The sequence below is a fragment of the Aliikangiella marina genome (assembly GCF_007004765.1).
GTDB lineage: Bacteria > Pseudomonadota > Gammaproteobacteria > Enterobacterales > Kangiellaceae > Aliikangiella > Aliikangiella marina.
Map to the genome: position 1 here is coordinate 241367 of NZ_VIKR01000003.1, position 26327 is coordinate 267693.

Genomic DNA, 26327 nt, shown 5'->3' on the forward strand with positions numbered 1-26327 from the left:
TTTTTGGGAAGAGTCATGAAAAGTGTGATTTATGTTGTTGATGATGAAAGAGCAGTGCTTGATGCGATGAAGCGTTGTTTAAGAAAAATAGACGCTGAATTTCACTTCTTTGAAAGCCCCATTAAAGCTGTGGAATCGGCAAATGACCTGCCGCCAAACATCGTCATCACCGACCAAAGAATGCCTTTTATGACGGGCACTGAAATGTTAGCCAATCTGCGTGAAAAAGGCTTTGATTTTACGGCGATATTAGTGAGCGCATTTAATGATTTTAACGATGTCGCTGGAGCCTTTAACCGTGGATTAATTCAAAAGTACGCAGCTAAACCTTGGGATCAGCAAGAAATACGTGATGTCGTTAATCATGCGCTGCAAGAGCCAAAACAAGCAAAAATCCCTGCTAAAGCGTCCAGTTCTGGTTTCCATGGGATCATAAGTGAACATCCCAGTATGGCAAAAACATTCGAATACATTCGTAAAGCATCAGGCGCGAACATTCCGGTATTTGTTACGGGTGAAACCGGAACTGGTAAGGAGCTCGCAGCGAGAGTATTTCACCTTGAAGGCATGCGAAGTAGCAAACCCTTTATTGCAGTTAACTGCGCAAATTTTTCTGAGACATTAATGGAATCGCAGCTATTCGGTCATGTCAAAGGGGCTTTTACAGGAGCGGTTAGTAATCAGGCTGGGCTGTTGGAAAATGCAGAAGATGGCGTGTTGTTTTTAGATGAGATTACTTGTTTGCCACTCACCCTACAAGCTAAATTATTGCGAGTCTTACAAGAAAGAGAATTCAGCCCGATAGGGTCTCATTCAGTAAAAAAGTTTTTAGCGCAAATAGTGTCGGCATCTTCGACGCCATTACAAGAAGCGGTAGAGCGCGGTGAATTTCGTGAAGATCTTTACTATCGCCTCAACGTAATTTCTGTTGGTCTCCCGCCACTTAGAGAACGAGGAGAGGACATTCTGTTACTCGCCAAGCATTTTGTAAAAAGGTTTAATGCAGAGTTGGGCAAACATATTGATGGTTTTACGCCTGCAGCAGAGGAAAAGCTCATGCAATACCATTGGCCGGGTAACGTTCGGCAATTACAAAACCTGTTGCACGGCGTCGTCGTACTCAATGAGGGGCCATTGATTGATGCCAATGCGATCAATGTGGATATCCAATGCGACTTTGAGGAGCTAGAACAGCGTGTTGCAGCCTCAATTGAGCCTCAGGACAACCAACAGAATACCACTGAAAGCGCCAGCCAAGTACCGCATAAGTCAGAAATAAAGCCGCTATGGCTATCAGAAAAAGAATCCATCGAAGCCGCGATTAATGCATTTGAAGGCAATATTCCGAGGGCGGCTGCTGCGCTAGAAGTGAGCCCTTCGACGCTATATCGAAAAATTCAAAGTTGGAAAAAAAATAAAGGTAGTTAGACTTTATCGATAATTTGGATTGCAAAATGAAAAGCAATTTTCATTTTGCAAAAAACATAATGACTATGCTACTAAATCCCTTGCCTTAAAGCTGGCATGCTTCCTGCTCCCTAGATACCAAACGATGTTTTTATGTTAACAACATCAACTGAATCAACTTATGTATCAAAAACGGAGAGCAAGAAATGATTAAAACCGCAGTGATTCCAGTAGCAGGAATGGGGACGAGAATGTTGCCAGCAACCAAGTCGATCCCAAAAGAGATGTTGCCGCTTGCTGACAAACCATTGGTTCACTTCATCGTTCAGGAATGCGTCGATGCAGGTATTGAGCACATAGTTTTTGTCTCTCATCCTTCTAAAACCGCCCTAGAAAACTACTTTCATCGCAATTTTGAGCTAGAAGCGAAGCTGGAGTCCGGCAAGCGCCAAAAGACGCTACGAGTTGTGAGTGGCGGAGATTGGGAAAATATTCAAATCACTTTTACGTTTCAAAATCAACCACTGGGGCTGGGGCACGCAGTTTTCTGCGCGCGAGAGGTGCTGGCGGACGAACCATTCGCGGTAATCCTTCCTGATGTTTTGCTACCTTCATCGCAAAAAGAATCGTCGAGTAATATTCTCGCAGAGATGATATACCGGAACCAAGCGACAGGCGCGAGTCAAATATTAGTAGAACCTGTTGACCAAGAATCAGTTGAAAAGTATGGCGTCATCGCGGGAGAATTCTTGGGTGATGAGAACTCGCAATCAATATTGATGAGCGATATTGTAGAAAAACCGAATAAAAACGAGGCTCCCTCTAATTTAGCCGTTGTCGGTCGTTACGTATTTAACCACTCTATCTGGAAGCATTTGGCCCGGACTGAACCGGGAGTTGGGGGTGAAATTCAATTAACGGATGCGATTAAAACGCTGATTAAGGCCGAATCCGTTCAAGGGTTTAAAATGCTCGGTTCGTCCAGTGATTGTGGTAACAAATTGGGTTACTACAAAGCATTTTTCCGACAAGTGATTGCGCAAGATAATTTCGATACCAGTGAGTTTTATGCCTGGGTCCGTACATTTATTGAAAGCCAAAGTCAATCGAGACCCAATCGAAAGCAGCTAAAGCTTGCGATCTGACAGCTAAGATAACTCCGCCCTTTAGCCGCATTTGCGGCTATTTTTTTGCAATTTTGAACTCGCGTTGCATTTTGCAAATTACTGCTAAACACAAAAGCTACAGTCTCACCTATCTTGTTGAAATAAAACAAAATTATCTTTTTTAGAAAGTTGGCAAACTAGTTGCAACTAGATAACTGTGAACCACAAAAGTTGTAAAGGAGAGCAGTATGTTAATGACTTATTCGAAATCTCAAAATTTTGAGCGAGTTTGTTTGAGTGATCATTTCACTGACGCCGATGTCGATAATGTGCGCAATGAACTCGATTGGATTGTCATCAAAGGTGAGAGCAACATTTTGTTAGACCTATCAGGATTAACATCGTTCTCATTCCGAGCGGCTGCAGTGTTTGAAAGGGTGGCGAAAAAAATAGCATTGAGACGAGGCATGCTGAGCTTGATTTACCCCAAAGACAAAGCATTGACCAAGAAAGTTAAAGCGCTTGGTTTGCTGTCGACAGGAATGTTTAACAGAGACACTTTTCCAGCAATGCGTCCTAACGCTTAAGGATCAAAATATGAATTCTCGTGTTCTGCTTTTAATTGTTCTTGGTCTGGTGAGTGGTTGCAGCAACTTAGGCACAGTAACTTACCAATCATTACCGGAAAAGGAATATAAAGAAGTCGAGTTAGCGGCCATGATAGCCAATATTCAAAAACCGCAGCGTCCTAAGACAATGAATATTGTTACCGGACCAATGACGATTTCTCCTGGTGATCGAATTATTGTCGATATTTCTCAAGATGAATACTTCAACGGCGTTTACGAAGTTAATTTGGACGGGACGTTAAGCCTGCCATTTGTGAGTCCATTATTGGTAATCGGAAAGACAATTCATCAAATAGAGCGTGAACTGACACAACATTTGATCAATGAGAACATTCTAAAACGATCAAATGCGGTTGTTAGCGCGAGAATCCAGCAATGGTCTGCGATTAGAGTGCTAGTCTCAGGCGCGGTATTTTCACCGGGTGCTGTGTTGATTAATAATCGAAGTATTGAGCATAAGAGCTATCTGCAAAAACACAAAAATGGTGACGCTCCGTTTAGTCGTTATTTAACTACCGCAATCCTAAGTGCGGGTGGCGTTCGACCCGATGCGGACTTAACTCGGGTGACGGTCATCAGAAATGGTAAACCAATTTCATTAGATATTACCGGTGTGGTTGACGGAAGTCAGTTTCAGGATTTGGCCCTGGTCGCGGGCGACCAGGTCGTTATTCCTTCGTTAGGTATGACACAAAACTCGTTGATGCGTCCTTCGCCGATTACACCTCCAGGTTTTCAAATCTTCATCTCAAATTTATCGACACCGGCTGACAATAATGCGGGTGCGGCAATCGGTGAGTTATCAAGAAGTATTCCATTTGGCACGCGCTTATTACGAGGACTGATTTCGGCAAACTGTGTTGGCGGAACCGTTTCGACCAATGCATCACGAGTTGCAATCTTAGTAAGTACCGACCCATTCACCGGTCAAACACGCGTTATTCAGCGGTCGATTGAAGAGCTTGTACGAAATCATAATCGTGACGATTTCAATCCTTATTTAATGCCCAATGATGGAATCGCTTGTTATGACTCAAATGTGACTAATGTGAGAGATGTTGCCCGTAGTTTAAGTGATATTTTTAATCCATTGTCGATTCTATCGAACATTGGAAAAGAGGACTGATCATGGCGAAGAAAAAGACAAAAGTAAAGCACAGTAAAATTCAAGTAGAGGAAGCGAAACCTAGTCGTGAATCGACAAAAGCTAACTCAAAAGAAGTTAATTCGCAACAAGCTAAATCCGATGAATCGCAGTTACCGATGTTTAAGCGAGTGCTTCTTTGGTCTCCGGTCAACCCTAATCGTTGGCCAAGATACACATTAGTTGGATTAGGTTTGATCGGTATTGTTTGGTTTTTAGCGATTTCTTACATCGTTGTAGCGCCGCCGACCTATCGCAGTGAGTGGACTTTGGTACTACCTGGAAAGGGCGCTGGTGCGAATGTCAATCTAGTTGATATTGGGCAAACATCCACTTCTGCAGCGTCGCCCTATTCGAACTCTTCGACAAGTCCGAAAGCAAATTATAAAGCGTTTGCAACAAGCAATGCGGTGCTCAAGAATGCGGCAAGCTCACTTGGTATGACGGTGTCTGAATTCGGCAAGCCAAGGGTAAAGCTCGTTGACCAAACATCACTACTTTATTTCTCGATTGACGGCCGAACACCTGAGGTTTCGTTGCAGAAAGCGCAAGCACTGCACAAGGCACTACTTGGACTGCTTGATAAGTTGCGACAAGATGAAATTAATCAACACGAAGGAAGCGCATTGAAAGCACTTGATAGCTATCGAAACAAACTTGATGACGCGAGCGATCAACTGATTCGTTTTCAATCGGAATCTAACCTAGTGTCAATGGCTCAATTTAATGAACTTGTGATGACCATCGAGCAATTGAGAAGGGAGAAAACGCAGTCGGTCGCTCTACTCAAAGAGATAGAAGCGAAAGCAAAAAAGCTTCAACAAATTATTGATCTCAATTCGGAGCAAGCAGCTGACTCATTAGTTTTACAAAACGATAGTGTGTTTCAAAAGTCCATGCAGGAGTTTACTCAAGCACAGCAACGCTATCTGACAGTTCAGTCTAAATGGGGTAGTAATCACCCTGAAGTAAAAAAGGCAAAGAACGATTTTATGGCCACTGATCGAACCGTGAAACTGCGATTTAAACGTTTGGTTAATGCCAAGTTACCGAAGGAAGCAAGCTTGTTGACGTTAAAAAGTGATGCTACTCGAAATAAGTTGATGAAAGATCTGATTGAATATGATGTATTACAAAAAGGTTTAAAAGAAAAAGTTGTCACCTTAGAAGAAATCATTAAACGATTAGTGAAAGAAAGAAATGAGTTAACCATACCCGCTTCTAAACTGGACGAGTTGATCAGAAACCATCAAGTTGCTGAGGCAATCTTTACTTCTGCACTTGCAAGAACTGATACCACCAAGGCTGATGTATTTGTCTCATATCCTTTAGTCCAGTTACTCGATACACCGAGTTTACCCGAACGACCCCACACGCCTAAAAAGCTATTCGCTTTTGTTGGCGCTTTTTTCAGCACTTTATTTGTTATTTTAGGATTGATGTTGTTATGGATCAGAAAGCCATATATCCGCAAAATTTTGAAGAGCGAGTAGTCTGGCACTCAATAATCTGGACTTTTCCATTCTATTTGATTGGTGCGCTTTATATTGTTGCACCTGCGATGGGCTGGTTGATGATTTTATATCTCGCTAAAAAGCTCTGGTTGCAAAATGAGGCAACACCGGAAGAAGAGCGTATTCGAATTCCATTTGGTGTTTGGGTGTGGGTCATAGGCATGTTAATGATGTTAGTGGCACTCTGGATGGGTCATATGGATTGGCAATTAGGAACAGCTAAAACAATCAAGTCGTCAATAGGTTGGGCCAAAGGCTGGGCTTTAATGGCGGTCTTCCCTTTAATTGGTTGTCTTAAGATCAGACCGGAAATTATTTATCGGGCAACCAGCAAAGTGTGTTTGCATGCGTTAATGATTTTCCCCTTTTTAGTGGTCGCTTATTTAGTTGGACTACCCCAAGAGCTTTATATTTCTCCGCTAAAAATTGTCGGTGGTCCGGGGCCTGAATTTTTCCGAGTATCGTTGTTTAGCGTCACGCCTGAAGGGGGCGTACGCTGGTTTTTATTTGCACCCTGGGCGCCTGCGTTAGGGTTTGTTGCCTGCATTTACCTGTTATTTAGCTTGCAGGAGAGCACCAAGTGGATGTGGATAGGTGTTATTGGGAGTTTACTGATGATTCTAATGTGCAAGTCACGATTAGCAATTGTCGTCACCGTTTTATTACCAATATTTCTTTTCGGTGCGAGTAATTTACTTAAACCTTGGATCATGTTTCAAGGAGCAACGGTGTCCTTGTTTGCTGGATTTTGGGCGGATCGAATTATCGAGTTCTTTCAAGAGTTGCAAGCCGGGTTCAGAGCTGCACGAGCAGATTCGAGCAGAGTGAGGGAAGCGCTCGGACGGATTGCCGTCGATCGCTGGCAGTCCGAGGCGCCAGTATGGGGACATGGTATTGTCGAAAGAGGACCTCATCTAGTCGAGTATATGCCTATCGGTTCGCATCATAGCTGGTATGGCTTGTTATTTGTGAAAGGTGCTATTGGCCTTGGGGCGTTAGCTATTCCACTGGCCTATAGCTTTTTTGAGTTACTGGTGAAATGTCAAGCCAATAAAACTGCCAGGGTTGGACTTGGTGTTATAACCATCCTATTTTTTTATACCTTTGGTGAGAATTTAGAGATCCTTGCTTATTTGTTCTGGCCGGGATTAATCATTGTTGGAATTGCCCATTGTCAGCCTCTGCCAAAAATTAAAGCGATCGTCACGCAGCAAAACCCGGCACGAGAATTGAATAGTCATACCTAAGGAAAATATCAATTAGTGTCAAAGTCGTAGAGGTGAGCAAGTGAAAGTCAATCAGCTGAGAAATAAAATAGGTAACTTAATCCAGAATCGTTTCGTTAGAAACGCTAGCTGGATTGGTGCAAGTGAGCTGGTTAATCGAGTTACTCGCCTCATTACGGCAATAATTTTAGCGAGATACTTGTCTCCGTTAGAGTTTGGAATTGCAGCGGTAGCTTTGACGACGAACGATCTAATAAAAGTGTTAGCTCAAAATGGAATTGGCGCCAAAATCATTCAGGCGAAAGATTCTGAGCTTGAGTCTGTATGTCGGACAGCTTATCGACTCAACTGGTATTTTTGTGGCGGTTTGTTTATTTTGCAGTGCTTGGTTGCATTTTGCATCGCATATTACTACCAAAGCACCGATATCGCATTAATGATAGCAACCTTGGCGTTGGTGTATTTAATGATGCCTTTCGCACTGGTGGAAGCGTTCTTGATTCAGCGCCAAAACCGTTTGAATGTCACAGCCGTCATCGGTGTCTCACAAACCGCCACAGATAATGTTTTGACCGTGCTTCTAGCACTCTCGGGACTGGGAGTATGGGCAGTTATTTTGCCAAAGGTGGTTGTTGGGCCAATATGGGTGTTTGGTACCTTGTCTCAACAGACTTGGCGTGCGGATAAAAGCATTTCCCCCGCAAAAGCCAGTACGATTTTAAATTATGGTAAGGCCATCTTAGGCAGTGAAGTTAACAAAGCACTGCGTCTCAATGTTGATACGATGCTAGTTGCATTTTTCCTCGGCTTAGAGGCTTCGGGTATTTATTTTTTCGCCAAGAATGCAGGGTTAGGTATTAGTTTGTCGCTGATAAACGCATTTAATACATCACTATTCGCCCACCTTTGCGACCTACGCAATAGTGACGATGAGGTCAAAGCGGCATTTTCTAGCGCTCTAAAGACAATACTCTTCATTCTAGCACCACTGATTTTCTTGCAAGGCAGTCTAGCTTACTGGTACGTGCCTTGGGTGTTTGGAGAGCAGTGGACCAGTGCGATCCCTGTTCTGATGTTAATGTGTTTTTCTGCAATCCCTCGTCCTTTTGCGGAAGCGACTTCTGAACTACTCAAGGCAAAAGGCTTGGTGAACGTCGATTTGAAATGGAACACTTTGTTCACCGGTGCTTTTTTAATGGCAATTTGCATTGGACAATTAGCAGGAATAGTTGGCGTGGCATTTGCAGTCTTTGCAGTACATCTGTTATGTCCTTGCTACTGTGTGTGGAGTATGAAGCGATTTTTTAATCACCATCCTAAAAGTGCAATGCAGTTAGCAAGTTATTAAGGAGAATCTAAATGAAATTTTCGATTGTTGTACCTTTATATAACAAAGTAAAGTCGGTAGAAAAAACGATTTTATCAATTTTGAATCAAACGCACACTGACTTCGAATTGATTGTTGTTGATGATGGCTCGACAGACGGAAGCGATAAGGTTGTCGAGCTCTTCGAAGATCGACGCTTAACCTTAATTCGCCAACCAAACCAAGGTGTATCTGCTGCGCGTAATACTGGTATTCGCAGAGCACAGTATTCGCATATTGCTTTTATTGATGCGGATGACTGTGTCGCTCCTGACTATTTAAAACATATCTGTCGTTTGATTTATGCTTACCCTGAAGCGGGTGCTTATTGTACTCGGTATCGTTATGTAAATGCTGAGCGAACCAAGCGGTGTAAAATTCATAACATGAAAAATCGTTTAATGTTGTTTGACAATTATTTTGCAATTGCTGGCAAAGGAGATTTACCGATAATCGCCACAGGCGTCTGTATTCCAAAATATGTGTTAGATCGAGTCGGACAATTTCCTGTTGGGCAGGTACAAGGAGAGGACCAAGACCTATGGGCAAGGATTGGACTTAACTTCTCTATAGCAGTACACCCTGCCTATGACATCGATTATTGTCTTGATGCAGAAAATAGAGTGAGTGTAGAGAAAATTCCGCGTCATGAATTACCTTTTTCTGAGAGACTGCAAGCGTTACTTTACGCACACAAAGTTGAGAAGCGATTAATAAAGTCAGTTAAGCGGTACATTGCCGGTCATCTTATACACCTGGCTCAGTTAAATTTAGTTAATGGCCGAAAATCAGTCGCAATGAGTATTTTAAAAGATCCACGTACTAATTACGCTTTACTACGTAAGTTGAAATGGCGTTTTAAAGCGATATTCTGTTTTGAGAAGGTAGAGGTAGGTTTCAAAGATAATCGTGATAATCAGCGAGCTAGCGTAGATAACTTGCTTAATGATAAAAAAATGGGGGGCATTTTATCGGTGGTGAAAAGCTTATCCGAGTCAAGCCTTGCCAACGATTTTCAGTTCACCTTTAATGTTGTTGATCCAACGAGCTTGAATAAGGCAAAGACAGAATGCGATATGTTAATGGTTCACTATGCCTCTAGCTGGAAAACCCTTATCCCTAATCTTATCTTGCGAATTAAAAACTGGGATAAGCCACTTATTTTGCAGGAACATCACTACACGAAGCAGTTTTATCAGATGGTTCCATCGCAGGCTCGCTTTCGATTAATGCTAAAACTGAATTATAGTCTGTTTGATAATGTTGTATCGGTATCTCATGGGCAAGCTCGCTGGATGAAAAGCTTAAATTTAGTCAAGTCAGCAAATCTCACCGTGATACCACAAAGTCGTAAATTAGATGATTTTTTATCGATTAAACCCAAGAAACGTTCAACGATGATTCGCTTAGTTGCATACGGCCGATTGTCACAAGAAAAAGGCTTTGACCGTGTTATTAAGGCATTTAGATTAATTGAATCTAAACGAGTTGTTTTAGACATTGCTGGCGACGGACCGATGAAAGACGAATTAATTCAACTAGCTTCTGGTGATAAGCGAATTAAATTCGTTGGTCGAGTGAATGATGTACCTGCATTGTTGAGCCGTTGTGATGCGGTAATCATCCCGTCTCGTTTTGAAGCATTTGGTTTGGTTTGTTTAGAGGCGAAAGCAGCGGGTAAGGCGGTTATTGTTGCGGATGTAGGTGGACTGAGTGAACAAGTGAGTACGAATAATAATACTTTGCCAAGCTGCGGTCTTAAACTTGATGACTGTAATCCCAGAGTAATTGCTGAAGTACTTAACCGAGTTGATCTCTTACCTTTAGAGGACTGGGGAAGAAATGGACGGATGCGTGTAAAAGAGGCTTGGTATAACTATCAGAAACAATGGTCGAATTTATTGAGTCAGTTCGCTTAGTTCAAAATCAGTTTCTTTACGAAAAAAAAACAGCTTTTCTGAATATCAGGCGAGCTGTTTTTTTATTCTAATTCTAGTTTAACGCTTTTCTCCATTTTTATTTTTGTTCGCATTTTGCAATTTTATTACTCATTAAATATCCATTTCGCAAATTTCTTTGCTTTTTCAGTTCTTATTAATTGGCAAGCATGTTGCAACACTCACTACAACCAACGCGTTTGCTAACAATTTGATGATTTTATCATTAGCCCGTTGCCAATGAATGTTTAATTATAAAGGAATCATTATGAAAAAATATCGACAGTATTTTTTATTGAGCTTGATATTGTTTGCCAGTGCTTTGCAAGTGAGAGCGACTCCATTTGATCAATGTCCAACCACTGCTTTTTTATTTCAGTCTAACAATGTACAAATCTATGGGGTTAACTTAGTCACCGGTAGTTATTCTTTGCTGGAAGATTATGTCGGTATTAATGGTAATATTAATGGTGTCGGATTCAATTTTGAGGATCGTTATATTTATGGATTTAACACCAGCTCATATCAAGTCGTGCGAATCGGCGGCGACTTACAAGCAACGGAATTAGCAGTTTCAGGACTCCCTTCGAATACAACTTTCTTCGTCGGAGACGTCGCTGACAATTACTACTATGTGTATCGTAAGAATGTTGGTTTTTATAAAATAAATCTTGATGAAAATCGTGATAATTTTATGCAAGCCATTAAAATTGATTCGGCAGATATTAGTTTGAATTTAACCGATCTCGCCGTACATCCAACGGATAACCAAATTTACGCGGTCGATAACCAATCTGGGCGTCTTTATCGAATTTCATCACAAACTGGCGCAAGTGAATTGCTCGGAGATACCGGTGTAACTGGAACTTTTGGTGCTGGATATTTTGATGTCACTGGCAACTATTATATTGGACGTAACAATGATGGAAAAATCTTTCGCATCAACTTGAGTGATCCGGATACTAGCGACGTTTCAGCTGAGTTCTTTGCACAGGGACCATCCTCAAATCAAAATGATGGGGCACGCTGTGCCAATGCGCCGATTTCCGTTGATGGTGTCGACTGGGGGGACGCGCCATCGAGTTATAGCACCTCGCTTGCCGATAATGGTCCTCGCCATCAAATTACCGAAGACTTGTATTTGGGATACCAAGTTCCTGATGGTGAACCCGACGGGCTAAACAGTGTGCTTAATGACGATGATTCTAATATTAATGACGAAGATGGTGTCGGTTTTATTACGGCGATAGAAGTGGGCTTAGATAGTCTATTGCAAGTAACCGTTCGAGGAGAAGGTTTTCTTAACGGTTGGATAGACTGGAATATTGATGGTCAATTCGACGAATCTACCGAGAAAGTATTTGATGGTTTGTATCTTAATGAAGGCGTTCATTACCTTCCTTATCGCGTCCCGATGGATGCCCAAGTTGGCTCAAGCTGGGCGAGATTTAGGTTGTCGAGTATTGAAGATTTAACGCCTATTGGCGGCGCACCAAACGGTGAAGTCGAAGATTATCCGATAAGTATAGCCGCGAGTAACGTGACCTATCGTTATTACCCATCTGAAACGGGTTGGGTAACGTTAGCCTATGAAGATTTGTGGCCTAAAATCGGTGACTACGATATGAACGATGTTGTTTTACGCTATCGTATCGTTGAATTAATCAGAGAAGATAACGTTATTCGAACTGATATTCATGGTTCTTTGGTGGCGCTTGGTGCAACCTATCACAATGGCTTTGCGGTTCATTTGCAAAATATCAATTATGAAGCGGTTGATCAACCGAGATTGAGAGGGCTGATTAATGGAGAAGTTGTCCAACGGAGCTTTTTAGAGCAAGGCCAATCGCAAGCGGTTATTAAAATATCTGATGACCTGTGGGAAGAAGTTGCTAGTGATTGTCGGTTTTATCGAACTCAAACCAGCTGTAAAGAATCTATCGAATTTAGCTTTGAAGTGAGTGTTAATTTTAATCAACCTATTGCACTAGCGGATATGCCGGACGCGCCCTACAACCCTTTTATCTTTGCTACTCCATATTGGGGGCGCGACGCAGTTTACTCTGAAACTCCAGGTAGGGCTTTAGAAATCCATTTGGCCGATAAGCCACTGACGGATCTTGCCGATCCAACATTGTTGGGAACCGTGGATGACACGAGTGATGTGCAAAGCAGTCGAACATTTAGGACGAGTAATAATTTACCTTGGGCTTTAGTAATTGGCACGGATTGGTTGCACCCAAAAGAGACCGTTGATTTGCTGGAAGCTTATCCTGAATTTCAAGGGTGGATAGAAAGTGGTGGTGTAACTAACCAAGATTGGTACCTTGATGTCAAAGCTAGTACCGATAAAGTTTACCAATAGGAGTCAAACATGAAATTTAATACAAGTATTTATCCAGTAATCGCACTAGTAATATTCTTGATGAGCGGATGCGGCGGTGGCGGTTCTTCTAGTCAAGAACCCGTAAGCGACGCACCGTCGCCACCGGTAGCAGAAGATATGCCAAATTCCGAGGATGGGCCACTAAAAACTGAGGCACTGGTGGCGCCCGAATCATTTGATTTTACGACAGCGAGAACGATTGACTTCAATATTAAAGCCCCGGCTTATCAATCAAAACGAGCCTACGTATCAATTTACTCTGATTATCATGAAACGCAGAACTTAGGCATTCAACCCAAGCATCAGTCGAGATTATTGATGATCCAATTGCAAGAAGGTATGAGTGAAGGCAAAGTTGAAGTCACGAATGATGTTGACAAGGTATTGGTACAAGTTGTTTCAGTTGACGATCTTTCATACGTATATTCAGCCTTGATAACAATTGACCCGCTCAATGCGATTGAATGGACATTTTAATTTCAGCCAACAATTGATTGCTTAGCGACTAGCGACTATTAGCGCTAGTCGTTGTACAGTAAAATTGAATTTAAGAAAGAGGGAGAATGGTGAGTGGTACCTGTGCTGTAGGTGAATAAAACAAAAAAGCGTATCACGGTAAAAGTAATACGCTTATCCATACAATCTTAGCCTAAATAGGCTTATTTAGCCCTTCTCAACAAACCTAAGAGCAGCAGTAAGGACCAACTCAAAGAGCCACCGCCAGATTCATCTTGAGACTCATCATTATCGGTAATCGTGACGCTTAAATTTGCCGTAACACCGATCGAACAGTCTGATTGGCTTGAAATAACCAAGCTAAAACTTTCGTCAGTTTCGTCAATAGTATCGTCGAAGACCGAGAAAGTTGCAGTTTGCGAAATTTCACCATCGGCGAAAACTAGTTCGACACTGGTATCGCCTGAAAAATCGCTTGCATCAGTTGAACTGTGACTGACAGTAGCGGTGGCTATACATTCACCATAACTTCCATTGTCTCTACTTATTTCAACAACAAAAGCGCTTGAAGCTTCGCTTATGACAAGAGTCGATTGAGTCCAGCTCAGGTCTCCTGCCGGAGGTGGGGGCTCGTTTTCATTGATTGTTACAGTGCTGCTCACAGGGGATTCTATTGTGCTGCGTTCACTCGGGTTTTGTAGACTGATACTAAATGTTTCATCACCTTCGAACACGTTATCATCAATTAATGTAATGATAATTTCTTTGGAGGTTTCACCATTTTCAAAAACAACCGTTTGCGAAATCGCTTGATAGTCAACATCGTTAGTTGCAGTGTCTTCACTTGACACGAGATCAACCATCGCTTGTCCGTAATCGCCATTAACACGATTTATAGTGATAAATACTTCAGTTGCGTCTTCGTCAAAATTGTAGCTGGCGCTACTCAAAACGAAATCGCCTGCGGGTGGCATCGGGTCATTCTCGCTGATGCTAATTTGCATTTGATTAGGTTGAGCAATTTGGGTGTTCGCACTTGGATTAGATAAGTTGAGGGTGAATACCTCTGGAGATTCACCTTCATACTCGCTGTCGTCGGTCACTTCGATCGAAATCGTTTTCGACGTTTCTCCGTCTGCCATTACTATGGTTTGTTCGAATGTTACATAATCACTTGCCGATGTAGCAGAGTCATCATTGGTGCTGACATCAAAACTAACTTCACCAAACGTGCCGTTGTTTCTTTGTATTGTGACCGAAAATGTTCCTACGCCTTCATCGATAGTTTCACTGGCAAGTTCAAAACGAACATTACCTGCCGGCGGTGTCGCCTCACAACCGTTTGCGGTTAAGTAGTCAGCCGTCGCTTTTGCTTTAACAATACCATTGCCAAAATACACATCATGTCCCGGAGCGCCAGAGTCTTCAGCGGAAACTTTTAACGCATGACGTATTTCTGCGCCTGTACAATGCGGGAAGTTTGACCAAACTAATGCAGCAACCCCAGCTACCCCAGGCGTAGCCATCGAGGTACCACTCATCAATCCATAGTCTCCAGGTCCTACAGAAATTGAAGCAGCAGTGGCCGCGACCAGCGCGTCTCTATCTTCAAGTGTAGTGCCAACCACAGGAATCGATGTGGTATTTGTATCTCCTAGTGTGCCGTTAAGCATTCCTGATACATTGTTAATAATAATTGCGCCATTACCACCACTGTCTTCGCAATTTTTCACCTTGTCATGAAAAGTAATTTCACCCCGGTCGATTACGCAAATTTTGCCATTGGCATTGCTGTCAATGGCGTTGCCTAAGCCCATAAAAAAGGTCTCTGCCGTTGCACTGCCAACATTTTCCATTGCAGAAGCAGCATAGCCTGTTTCGTCGGCTGTTAAACCCGCAATCGTGACGCCTCCAGAAGGATAAGTCGATAACGTATTAACCCCGCCCGCGGTCACTTCCACACAATTCGTCTGCGCTTCATTACAGGAGGGAAATTGTGAAAAAGATGCGATGTTGTTATCGCCATCATTGGCACCAACCATCATGACCGAATCATACCCGGCAGGATAAGAACGCACATCATTACCATCATTACCCGCAGCAGCGAGTACCAGACCGCCATTTTCGGTAAAGGTGTTAAAAGCATTTTCCTCAAAACTGCTCGCACCACCGCCGCCAAGACTCATGGTGATAATGTTAGCGCCAGCTTCGGTACATTTATCAGCGGCATGGGCTAAGTCAGAAGAGTATCCCCAGCCTGCATCATTAAATACCTTGATAATATGCATGGCGACTCCTGGCGCCATACCAATAACGCCGAAGCCATTATCAGCAGCACCCACGGTTCCTGCGACATGAGTTCCGTGAGGACCGCCGTCTGCATTCCAACTGCCGGTTCCTGAATCGTCGTCACCGGTAATCTTACTCCACTCAAAGTCGTTGTTAAGACCGCCGGTCTCTCCATCACTACCTGCCAAACCCGAGTCTATGACACAAACTTTTTGACCTTCCTGTAGTGTCAACTGATCAGCTTGAGATTGAATGATCGCATAAGGTGTGAGTTGCGTTGTATTAGGGTCACCGAAAGTGTCTTCGTAAAGTGCGGTAAATTTTCTAAGTTGGTCTTTCTCGATAGACTTAATGTTTGGATCTAATTTAAGGCTATTGAGTTGCGCATCGCTGAGCTCAACCGCAAAAGCTGCTTGACGCGGCAATGAACGCTTGATTTCAATACCTCGTTCATTTAATTGTTGCGCGGCCATTTGAGTATCAAAGTGAATGTGATTGTCGCTCGATACTTTTGTTAATTTAGACCGTTCATATTGAACAATATAGCGCTGATTGGAATCGGTTGATTTGTTTGAAGAATAACTTTCTTGGGAAGTACTGAGTTGATCGGCAAAGCAGGGCGTTGTTAACGCTGATATTACTGCTGAAGCTATCAACTGACGTTTGTATTTGAGTACCACCTATCGCTCCTGGTTAATTAACTTTAATTTGGGTTGTCTGATGTTTTTTAGCTGTCTAGCTAAGGTCACAAAAGCTTTGGGGCAATAGGTTACTCAAAGGTTCACTCTTTTACAGCTTGTCGCTGTGGAATTCAGTAATATTTACCCTCTTTTGCTAGCAGAGTGTGAACCGCTCTGCTTTTTTATTGTGATACGAGTCACTCATAAACGCTGAGCGCTTTGGAATCAGCAAATATACTGAAAGCAAAGAAAAAGTTGTGGAAGCTTTATTTCTGTGGTTCGCAGCAGCGATTGATTCCTTTCGAGAACTTGCGATTTTACCGAGATTAAGAGGGACCCGAGCGATTCAGGACAACAGTGAGGTATGTTGTGCGCCCAGTTTAAAACTAACTGGGTGCACCGTATTACCTATCCTAGGAGCCAATTTGATGCTTGCTTAACTATAGACGTCACATCAGTTTTATGAGTTCAACTTTGGCTGCGCAGTAAGCATACGAAAATAAGTCATCAAGGACTGGGTTGAACCATCGTGTAAGCGCGATAAACAAGTATCATTTAATTCTGATAAAATCTTCTTAGCGAGTTTTTTTCCCAGCTCAACACCATACTGGTCGAATGAATTAATATTCCAAATCACACCTTGCGTGAATACTTTGTGCTCATACATTGCTAACAGAGAACCGAGAGAGCGAGGGGTAATCTTTTTAAGTAAAATTGAGTTAGTCGGTTTGTTGCCTTCAAAGGTCATATGTGGCAGTTGCTTTTCGATTTCAGTATCTGTTAATCCAAGCTCTCTTAGATCATTCAACGTTTCTTCTCGAGTTCGTCCTTTCATTAGTGCTTCGGTTTGAGCAAAGAAATTAGATAGCATAAGGTTGTGATGGTTGTTGATACTTTCATGAGGGATTGCACTACTGATAAAGTCCGCTGGTACTAACTTTGTTCCTTGATGAATCAATTGATAAAAAGCGTGTTGTCCATTAATGCCTTGACTACCCCAGACAATTCCACCAGTGGAATAATTGACTTGCTTACCGTCTCGGTCAACAGATTTACCGTTACTCTCCATATCCGCTTGTTCCAAGTAGGCGGGTAATAAATTTAGTTGATGATCATAAGGGAGAATGGCATGGGACTCGCAACCAAAAAAATTGTTATACCAAATACCCAATAAAGCCATGATCACCGGGATATTCTTCTCAAAAGGCGCTGTTCGAAAATGCTCATCCATTGCGTGTGCACCTGCGAGCATTTCTTTAAAGTTCTCAATACCAATGGTCAACGCAATTGAGAGACCAATCGAAGACCAAAGTGAGTACCTTCCTCCAACCCAGTCCCAGAAATTAAAAATATTTTCTGGGTTGATACCGAAAGATATCGCTTTAGCTTGATTGGATGAAACTGCCACGAAGTGTTTGCCTAAACTGTCATAGGCTCCGGTTGTTTTTAAAAACCATTCGCGTAAGCTTTCCGCGTTGGTCATTGTCTCATCGGTTGTGAAAGATTTAGACGCAACAATAAATAGCGTCGTCTCAAGGTTTAGGTTCTCTGTCTTTTCTAACAAATGCATAGTGTCGACATTTGAAACAAAATGGCATTTTAAAGGCTTATCAGAAAAAGATTTTAGCGCTTCCACGACAAGTTGTGGTCCAAGATCACTTCCGCCAATACCAATATTAACGATGTCAGTGACAGGCTTACCTGTATAACCAAGCCAACGCCCTGAACGGACCTGATAGCAAAATTCACTCATTTTGTCGAGTTCTCGATGGACGAGTGATGAGATGTTTTGGTCTCCAACAACCAGTGGCTTATGTCGAGGTAAACGGAGCGCTGTATGGAGAACTGCCCGACCCTCAGTATGGTTGAGCTTATCGCCAGAAAACATTCGTTCAATCCATGATTTTAACTCGACCTCTTTCGCTAGATCGGTGAGAAGATTAAAAGTATGAGGACTGATTCGATTTTTGGAGTAATCAAACAGAATGTCCTCAAATAAAACACTAAAACGCGTCTGTCTTAGTGGATCGCTTTCAAACAGATCTCTAATGTGGAGGTGTTTTGCGCTTTGATAGTGGCTAGTCAATGCTTTCCAGCTGCTAAATTGTGTTAGTTGCATGTGATTCCTCATACTGCGAGTGAATGGCTTTAATCGTTATGAATTCCGGTCGAGTAAACAATGTTTGTAGTCGTCAATTGCGGTCGCGTTTACCCCTGACTCAAGTACTCTGGCGTAAGTATCGATAACATAATATTCGACACAGTAGCGATTGTGAGCACGGTAGGCTCTCACTGGAGTACGGTAAACGAGTAGCCAGGCACCTTGACGGGTAGATTGGGAATAAAAGCGCTCTGGCATTTCTGTTCGCCGCGAAGCCGATATTTCTGGAAGTAACCCTCGATATAAGGTGACATATTGGTCGACCTCCGAAATCCAAAACTCGCTAGTAATATCTGATACGACGCTATTGCCTAAATAGTGGATACTACTCGGTTGTCCTTTAATCGAAATTAAGTCATTGAGCGGAACGTTTTGCCAACGAAGACTAGTATGTTCTGCTAACGTTAGATAATTTTTAACCGGTGGATGACAAGCGGTTAGTGCAATAACCAATAAAAAAGTCGATAGATACAACAGTATCGGTTTTCGTTTAAGATAATTGTCTATCAATGTCTGATCTCCTTGCTTAGGCGACTCGCGCTGTTGTTCTTCGATAGAGGTTAAAAAGAGTTGATTCAATTTGACTGAATAAACGTTTCGGTACGCAGTTTAATAAGAGCGCGGCGGCGAATGTCACTGAAGTTTTGATGGGCTCTTCGGCTAAGATTCTGGGCTGAGTACGAATCCCTTCGATAATGAACTTCAACGCAAGCTTTGCATCATGACTTTTGACAGCATGTCTGGCTAAATAACGAAGCTGGTACGCTTTGGCCAAGTCAACCCATGGAGAAACTTTTTTGGGTGATATTGACCAGGCTTTGTTTATCGCTCTTTCCCAAGATAAATATTGCTTACTCACATTAGCGGATAAACCGTTGCTATTGACTCGATAAAAAGTAAGACTCTTGCCAATTCCGGAAAAAACTGTTGCAGATTGCAAAGCAATCCGCAACCAATATTCGACATCTTCTGACTGACGGAAGGTTTCGTCGAAGAAACATCGTTCCTTTGCGCCCTGACGGTAAACCCAGTAACTACTCTGGTCTAGTACGCTACGTCGAATGACTGGAGCTGAACCATTACCGATAGGATTTCGACAAATAATATCTTTGATGGAAATGTTAGATAGCTTCGGCTTTTGGGTAATACCTATTAGTTGACTGCGTTCATCCATTAAAGCTGAAGCCGAATAACTGACACCAATAATCGGGTTGTTATTTAAATGGTTAACATGATGTTTGAGCTTATCTTGATGCCATTTATCGTCTGAATCGATAAAAGCAACATACTCGCCGCTAGACTCACGAACACCGGTATTTCTAGCACCAGCTAATCCCCGGTTTCTTTGAGTAACTACTCTAATCCTGGAATCATTAAAACGTTTGCATAAAGACAAGGAGTTATCAGTCGAGCCGTCGTTAACAATGATTAACTCAAAATCAGTGAATGACTGATGGATGACCGATTGAATAGCTTCTTCAACGTAACGTTCCACATTGTAGACCGGCATTACTACTGAGACTTTGACCATTTGCTTACTCCTGGGAAGTTTAAACCTATTTCTCTATCTGGTTATTCAGAAACCGTGCCAAGATTTCTTGTCTCATCAAAATATAAATGGCATCTCAATTGCTTTAGATAAAAATAATTATCAACAATTTATTAAGATCCAGGAGCAATGATGAATAAAAAAAAATGGACGAGTCTCAAAGGCTGGTTGTTTAAGCAGGGATATACAGTGATATATAAAGCTTGGCGAATGTATCTAAAGTATTTCGGACGCAGCACTCAAGGTGCACAAGTTGTAGTCAAGTGCGCAGATAAATATCTATTAGTTAAATCAATCTATCGCGATACATATAGCTTTCCTGGCGGTTATCGAAAACGCGGCGAATCAGCCAAACAAAATGCTATTAGAGAACTTTTTGAAGAGACCGGACTTTTCATAGAAGAGGAGAGACTTGAACTATCATTTGAAAATAGTTTTAAGTTTGGGCGCTCTATGTGTCGTGACAGTATATTTTATATTGAGCTTGATTTTATTGAGCTAGAATCGATCAGGTGTGACGATTCGGAAATAGAATCGATTAAATTTTTCTCGCTCGAAGAGCTCCCAAGTTTAATGCTCGATCCAATAGTCGCGAACTTTTTTAAGCTTTCAAAAGCACCTCGCGAAACGAAAAAATGCTACGCAAATTGATTTGCATTTTGCGAATTTTGAAAGTCTTAGTCATGCGAAATTTTGAAATAAATAAAAATAAACCCTATATCTTGTTGTATTTACTAAGGAAATCCATTTAGTTCGATAGAAATAAAAAAAACGGCATCGGTGTTGCAATTTCTCTCAGTAGAAATTTAGATGGAGAGTAACGATGCAAAACATACAACCTAACCGCTTTTTTGTAGCACCTAGCAATCAAATAGAATCACAACCTGCCCCCGAACTGTTTCGCGAAGACGGAAACAATATTAATGTCTTTAATACGTCGATATGGAACGGGTCGATGCAAAATGCAGTTGATTGGCTAGTTAGTAGAGTGCAGCAGCATCGCAAGACGACTGTCGCATTCGCGAATGCTAACAACCTCAATATAAGCGTTAACAACGCGGCATTGCGGGAACATTATTCCTATGCAGACCGAGTTTTCGCTGATGGTTCGGGCATAAAACTAGCGGGCAAAATTTTGAATAAGCCCGTGCTCGATAATGTCAATGGCACCGATATGTTTCCGTTACTTTGCAAAGCTTTAGCGAAGCAAGGGGCTAAGGTTTATTTTTTAGGTGCGCAAAAAAACGTCATTGATAATATGGTTGTACAACTTAAACAAGATTATCCAGGACTTAAAATTGTTGGTCATCATCATGGATACATTGGAGAAGGCGAGTTAGATAATTTACGAGTAATAAATCAAATTAATCGATCGAATGCAGAAATATTGCTTGTCGCAATGGGGACACCGATGCAGGAACATTGGCTGTCAAAGTTTGCTCATAAGATTCAAGTTCCGGTAAGAATGTCAGTCGGCGGGTTATTTGATTTTGTTGCTAAAAAAGTGTCACGAGCGCCGTTGTGGATGCGTAAAGCCGGACTCGAATGGGTTTGGAGAACCATACAAGAACCGAGTCGAATGTGGAAGCGATATATTCTTGGTAATCCGTTGTTTGTGTATCGTGTAGTTAAACAAATGCTCGTGCAGAAAATGGAAGCAAAGTTTTCGCATATCGCTAAGCTAATGTTTTCTCCGGTTAAAAGAGTGATCGATTTTTGTGTAGCGAGCGTTGCGCTTTTACTGTCTACCCCGATTTTAGCGCTAACCGCAATCGCGATTAAATTAGAGTCGAGAGGTAACGTCTTATATTCGCAAACGCGTATTGGTAAGAACGGTAAACCATTTAAGTTTTATAAATTCCGTTCCATGAATAAGAATGCTGATGCTGAAAAAGCCGCCTTACTCAAGTTTAATAACTACCAAGACAATGTTCTGTTTAAAATGAAAAAAGACCCAAGAATTACCAAAGTAGGGGCTTTTATTCGTAAATATTCTATTGATGAATTACCGCAGTTATGGAATGTAATTAATGGAGAGATGACCTTGGTCGGCCCTCGACCGGCGCTACCGGAAGAAGTAGCCAAGTACAATGACTTTGAAAGAAATCGTCTAACTGTTAAGCCGGGTATCACCTGTTTTTGGCAGGTTTCTGGTCGCAGCGAGTTAAGTTTCAAGCAGCAATGCCAACTGGACTTAAAATACATTAAAGAGCGCTCTATCTTTACCGACTTTCGGATTCTGTTGATGACGATTCCAGCGGTGATATCGGGAAAAGGTGCTTTTTGATTGTAACTGTTCAAAGCAAGGTCTAGCGCGTTAGGTTGACTCAGCGCGAGAGAGTGAAGAAAAGTCTAGGCCTTGCTTTTTACCACCGATAGCTTATATAGGTGGCGACTTCAATGCCTTTAGTTGGTAGTCCATCCGGATTGCCCCAAAGTGAAGGCACATTATTCTTACGGTTGAAAAGATCACGAATATCCACTCTCAATTCAAGTTGCGGTGAGTAGTCATAGGAGAGATGAAAGTTGCTGTTCCAAATTGTTCCCAGGTCATCTGAACTCTGTATAGGAGACCCTTGAACATTAAACCAAAGTTGATTTGAAAAGCTGATATTGAAATTTGAATTTGGAAGTTGGTAATCCATACTCACTTGTAAAATGCTCTCGGGAAAAGCGACAAAACTTTCATCAGTATGTACATTGCGACTGTCAACGAAAGATAAACTTGAGTCAATTCCCCAAGAGTCACCAATATATCGATATTCAAGCTCTAATCCTTGGGATTCAAACTCTCCTTGATTAACATATCGCTGGGTAAATGGTGCGGGTTGATCCAAATCATCGATAACAACGATGGCATCTTTCCACTGGCTATAAAATAAAGTAATGCCGGTTTGATTGTTGCCAGCTTTGTTGAGATAAACGAATTCGTACGTATCGATAGTTTCTGGTTTAAGTTGTGGGTTGCCTTGGATTAGCCCTGAAAATGTGAGTTCACCACCGACTGGTGCTCGAAAAGCATTTCCAAAGAGAAACTTCCATGCGGTATTGTCATCGGGCTGATAAATCACTCCAAGTCTTGGCGTTGTTTGAGAGCCAAAGTCACTGTAGTCATCTAAGCGCGCGCCGAGGTCGAGCGCTATTTTATTATCAAAAAAAGGAATACGAAGCTGAGCGAATAAGTTGATAATTTCTCTCTCGAGACCATCAAAAGGTTGCCTTCCAGAGGCGAAAAGTGCCGAGGTTATTTTTTGGCGATTAAATCCTGTACCAATTAGCCATCGGTTCTCGTTCTCGCTACCGGTATCCTTATAAGTTACTTTTATGCCTTGTCGTCGATCATCTTGAGATTGACTGGGAACACTAGGAATGGTGTAGAAAAAAGTTTGTTCAGTTTGCCAGCGAAATAAATCAATTGTGAGGGTCTCCTGCTGAGAAAATTTTCTCTCAATGTTTGCTCGAATCATTTCAAATTGAGACTCGCCGTCGCTGATATCCGCGGCACCTAATGGAATAGTTCCAATACTGGGAAAATCGTCGCTATTAAATTGGTTAAAGTAAATACCAAGTTCCGTTGTCCAATTTTGATTCAGGTTTGATGCATATTTGAGGAGACCTGTTTGTGAATCATATTTTTCTTTTCGAATCCCTTGGGCCGCTAGGTTTGGTACATTAAACTCGATCTGACTGTCTCCTTGATAGGTAGAAGCAATCACTCCCGTCAGTTTCGAAGTTGGGCCAAACGAATGAGCGAAACGAGTATTGAAGCGCGTATAGCTGTCACTGCCAGCTCCTAGCTCAGTCTCCAACGTATCGCCCTCAGCCGAGAAACTTTGCAAGGCGAATACGCCATGAAACGCATCACTACCGTGAATTGCAGAGCCTGGTCCTCGGATAAGTTCCGCTCGACTTAGCGCACCGAGATCGAAGTTAGGCAGTAGATATTGGGCGGTCCCAAATGAGTAGCTGTTTAACGGAACGCCATCGAGTAAAGTTGCAGTCCCTCGGGTCGAAATTCGATTCGCATATCCGCGTATGGCAAATGCATTTGAACCACCCAGAAAACTATAACTTGCCGCGCTAGGTTGAAGCGCCATTATCTCATTGGTTCTTTTTAGGCCTTTTTTAAGCCATTCTGACTCTTCGACAATGTAGACACTTGAGCTGGTCGCAAGCTCAGACTCCTCAAAGAGAGATACTACAGTGACGTTTAGGAGCTCTTCTAAAGTCATGTTTATTAGTGACGTGTTGGATTCTTCCGCCCTTGAGGCTGGCGAGAGAATAAGTGCAAATGGTAGCAAGTATTTGAATTTTATTATTTTATTTTTAGTCACTAGTAAAATGCCGTTCCTAAGCATTAACCCTTAGTATAGTTGAATTCGAACATTTCTTCCGAGAATCGCAAATTTATCAAAATTCCAGAATGGCCATTGTTTGCGGTTACTCGCTTGTTTGTTTAGTCCAACGTAGTGGGTGGTGTATCGACGAAATAAATCATTCTTGTTATTATCTCAAATCAGTACTAAAAATAATATTAAACATTGGGGTCTGACAGGTTGTTAGTAGTGTCTTTACAATAAATAAGTATGCGTTTTCATTCTCTTATTTTTATTCTTCTTCTGCTCTTCTTAACCAAACAAGTTAATGCAGGAGAATCACTTAAGCAAATTATCGATGATCATTTCGATAAGCAGCTCTCTATGGTCGCTGATGCGTTAGAGCAGTCTGACGAGCAAGCGCTTGCCCAGCTTCCGCCTGAATACCTCGTAAAAGCCAGTTATGCGGTTGCGGTCAAAGCAGATATTAATTTAACCCTGACCATCACGGATTTGCTCATTGACAAAGCACAAGAAATTAATAATCCCCTGTATGAAGGACAAGCTTTCTATAACCGAGGAGTGGTCTACGCTCAGGTCGGAAGTCATAGTCTTGCACTTAACTCTTTTTTAACGGCTCTAGCAAGTTTGGAAAATACTCAGAGCGAAAAAGAAATCGCAAGAATTAAAGGCGCGATAGCGCTGATTTATGTTGAGTTGGGTGAATACAAGCTAGCACAGCCATTTTTTGAAGAGGCGCTAGCATCTCATACTGAACGTAATGATAAAACCAACTTGACTATCGTCTTGCAAAATCAAGGATTCATGAAAATTCAGCTGGCAGACTTTAGTGCGGCGAAAACTGATCTTTTAAAGGCGCTGGGGCTTGCTACTGAGTTGGGCGCTCGGCACTACTTTCCTATTTTGTATAAAAATTTAGGCATCATCGAAACCCAATTAGGGAATACTGATGGCGCAAGTCATTATTTCAATCAGGCCTTAAATGAGTCCGACGCAACCAATTTAAAACACTACAAGAGCGAAATCTTGCGTGAGTACGCTAAGTTAGAAATGTCGAACAATAATTTAGCTGCAGCACGCGAAAAACTAGTGACTTCGTTTGAAATAGCGCAAGAGTTCGAATTAAAAAAACAGATCCGTAATAATTTTCAGGTACTCGCTGAGCTTGAAGTGAAGAGTGATAATTACAAAGCGGCTTATATTGCTAAAGAGAGAGCGATTGAAGTCTCGGATACGATGGGCGAATCGCAAATAGCAGTGGCGTTATCTCGGCTTGACCGGTATACCACACAGCTGAAAGAGCAAAATAAACGACTGGTGTTAGAGCAGGAGAAAAAGATCGCCGCTTTAGCGGCAGAGAGAGAGCAAGCAATAAGAAACCTTTTAATTGCGATTGCGGTGATTGCGATTATGTTTGTTTTCTATTTTTTCCGTCGCTTCAGCGACACCAACAGACAAGCAGTACATTTTGAAAAACAAAGCAAGATTGACCCTTTGACTGGTGTATGGAATCGGCGAGCAGGAGAAGAGCAATTAACCAGACTGTGTAAACGAGAGGGGCAAGCAGTTAAAGTCTTCTCGATAGCGATGTTGGATATTGATCATTTTAAAAGAGTTAACGATGAATATGGCCATGATGTAGGAGACCAAGTGATTATTGCGATTTGCGAAATCATTCAGACGAGCTTACGACCTGCGGATATGCTTTGTCGCTGGGGAGGCGAGGAATTTATCATTATTTGGGATAGTTTCGATTCGACTTTAGCTTATGACATTAGTGAGCGAATAAGAGAGAAAATCGCGACTACCGAAATCGAGCCGACGGGCTCAATGACAGTGAGTATTGGTATTTCGACTTTTGATCAAGATGATGTCTACGAGCTCATCAAGCGGGGGGACCAAGCGCTGTATCACGCGAAGCATTTAGGAAGAAACCAAGTCGTTATTAAAAAGAAACCACAAGAAAATCTCCGAGTTTCTGGCGGTCTGAATTAACGCTTAATGTCAAATACCATGAAACGCTTCGTCTGGTGAGTTTGTTTGTCTAGCAATTATCTATCTTCTCAAGGTTTCACGAGAATATCTGGCATAGCGTTTTTAAACGGTAAATAGCGGTTTGTCGCGTTGCTTTTCTCCAATC

General features: G+C 42.1%; 18 protein-coding genes. 13 read left to right on the forward strand and 5 right to left on the reverse strand.

Annotated features, from left to right (window positions below):
- The first annotated feature begins 15 nt into the window (after positions 1-15).
- The 10 genes from FLL45_RS12995 to FLL45_RS13040 all read left to right on the forward strand — a co-directional run bounded on the left by FLL45_RS12995 (position 16) and on the right by FLL45_RS13040 (position 13192).
- Positions 16-1428 (forward strand): sigma-54-dependent transcriptional regulator, encoded by a 1413-nt coding sequence (locus FLL45_RS12995; RefSeq protein WP_142942488.1) that lies wholly within the window; start codon positions 16-18, stop codon positions 1426-1428.
- Between the two features lie 185 nt (positions 1429-1613).
- Complete coding sequence (locus tag FLL45_RS13000) at positions 1614-2552, forward strand: UTP--glucose-1-phosphate uridylyltransferase (protein WP_142942489.1); 939 nt, start codon at positions 1614-1616, stop codon at positions 2550-2552.
- Positions 2553-2767: 215 nt separating this feature from the next.
- Positions 2768-3100 (forward strand): STAS domain-containing protein, encoded by a 333-nt coding sequence (locus FLL45_RS13005; RefSeq protein ID WP_142942490.1) that lies wholly within the window; start codon positions 2768-2770, stop codon positions 3098-3100.
- Between the two features lie 10 nt (positions 3101-3110).
- Positions 3111-4268, forward strand: a complete 1158-nt coding sequence (locus FLL45_RS13010) for a polysaccharide biosynthesis/export family protein (RefSeq protein ID WP_142942491.1) — start codon at positions 3111-3113, stop codon at positions 4266-4268.
- Between the two features lie 2 nt (positions 4269-4270).
- Positions 4271-5779, forward strand: coding sequence for a GumC family protein (locus FLL45_RS13015; protein ID WP_142942492.1), 1509 nt, complete (start codon positions 4271-4273; stop codon positions 5777-5779).
- Positions 5734-7047: an O-antigen ligase domain-containing protein gene (locus FLL45_RS13020; RefSeq protein ID WP_142942493.1), complete on the forward strand. Its 1314-nt coding sequence runs from the start codon at positions 5734-5736 to the stop codon at positions 7045-7047. The genes FLL45_RS13015 and FLL45_RS13020 overlap by 46 nt, the downstream gene beginning before the upstream one ends.
- A 40-nt stretch (positions 7048-7087) precedes the next feature.
- Positions 7088-8374 (forward strand): oligosaccharide flippase family protein, encoded by a 1287-nt coding sequence (locus FLL45_RS13025; RefSeq protein WP_142942494.1) that lies wholly within the window; start codon positions 7088-7090, stop codon positions 8372-8374.
- A gap of 11 nt (positions 8375-8385) precedes the next feature.
- A complete protein-coding gene (locus FLL45_RS13030; RefSeq protein ID WP_142942495.1) occupies positions 8386-10311 on the forward strand; it encodes a glycosyltransferase in 1926 nt (641 codons plus the stop codon).
- 286 nt (positions 10312-10597) lie between these two features.
- The gene (locus tag FLL45_RS13035) at positions 10598-12694 is read left to right on the forward strand and encodes an LruC domain-containing protein (RefSeq protein WP_185964450.1); all 2097 of its coding nucleotides are present in this window, start codon (positions 10598-10600) and stop codon (positions 12692-12694) included.
- 9 nt (positions 12695-12703) lie between these two features.
- Complete coding sequence (locus FLL45_RS13040) at positions 12704-13192, forward strand: hypothetical protein (protein WP_142942497.1); 489 nt, start codon at positions 12704-12706, stop codon at positions 13190-13192.
- A gap of 182 nt (positions 13193-13374) precedes the next feature.
- Here FLL45_RS13040 and FLL45_RS13045 read toward each other — a convergent pair whose 3' ends face one another.
- The 4 genes from FLL45_RS13045 to FLL45_RS13060 all read right to left on the reverse strand — a co-directional run bounded on the left by FLL45_RS13045 (position 13375) and on the right by FLL45_RS13060 (position 19832).
- The gene (locus FLL45_RS13045; protein ID WP_142942498.1) at positions 13375-16140 is read right to left on the reverse strand and encodes a Calx-beta domain-containing protein; all 2766 of its coding nucleotides are present in this window, start codon (positions 16138-16140) and stop codon (positions 13375-13377) included.
- 460 nt (positions 16141-16600) lie between these two features.
- Positions 16601-18259: a glucose-6-phosphate isomerase gene (gene pgi / locus FLL45_RS13050; RefSeq protein WP_142942499.1), complete on the reverse strand. Its 1659-nt coding sequence runs from the start codon at positions 18257-18259 to the stop codon at positions 16601-16603.
- Between the two features lie 36 nt (positions 18260-18295).
- Complete coding sequence (locus FLL45_RS13055) at positions 18296-18811, reverse strand: hypothetical protein (protein ID WP_142942500.1); 516 nt, start codon at positions 18809-18811, stop codon at positions 18296-18298.
- A 16-nt stretch (positions 18812-18827) separates the two neighbouring features.
- Entirely contained in the window at positions 18828-19832 is a 1005-nt protein-coding gene (locus FLL45_RS13060) for a glycosyltransferase family 2 protein (RefSeq protein ID WP_142942501.1), read from the reverse strand.
- A gap of 150 nt (positions 19833-19982) precedes the next feature.
- Here FLL45_RS13060 and FLL45_RS13065 point away from each other — a divergent pair, with 150 nt between their 5' ends.
- Positions 19983-20501 (forward strand): NUDIX hydrolase, encoded by a 519-nt coding sequence (locus tag FLL45_RS13065; protein ID WP_185964451.1) that lies wholly within the window; start codon positions 19983-19985, stop codon positions 20499-20501.
- 172 nt (positions 20502-20673) lie between these two features.
- Complete coding sequence (locus FLL45_RS13070; RefSeq protein WP_142942503.1) at positions 20674-22137, forward strand: WecB/TagA/CpsF family glycosyltransferase; 1464 nt, start codon at positions 20674-20676, stop codon at positions 22135-22137.
- Positions 22138-22216: 79 nt separating this feature from the next.
- Here the strand turns inward: FLL45_RS13070 and FLL45_RS13075 are convergent, their stop codons facing one another.
- Positions 22217-24184, reverse strand: coding sequence for a TonB-dependent receptor plug domain-containing protein (locus FLL45_RS13075; protein ID WP_185964452.1), 1968 nt, complete (start codon positions 24182-24184; stop codon positions 22217-22219).
- Positions 24185-24436: 252 nt separating this feature from the next.
- Between FLL45_RS13075 and FLL45_RS13080 the strand changes: the two genes are divergently transcribed.
- Positions 24437-26182, forward strand: a complete 1746-nt coding sequence (locus tag FLL45_RS13080; protein ID WP_142942505.1) for a tetratricopeptide repeat-containing diguanylate cyclase — start codon at positions 24437-24439, stop codon at positions 26180-26182.
- Positions 26183-26327: the final 145 nt, after the last annotated feature.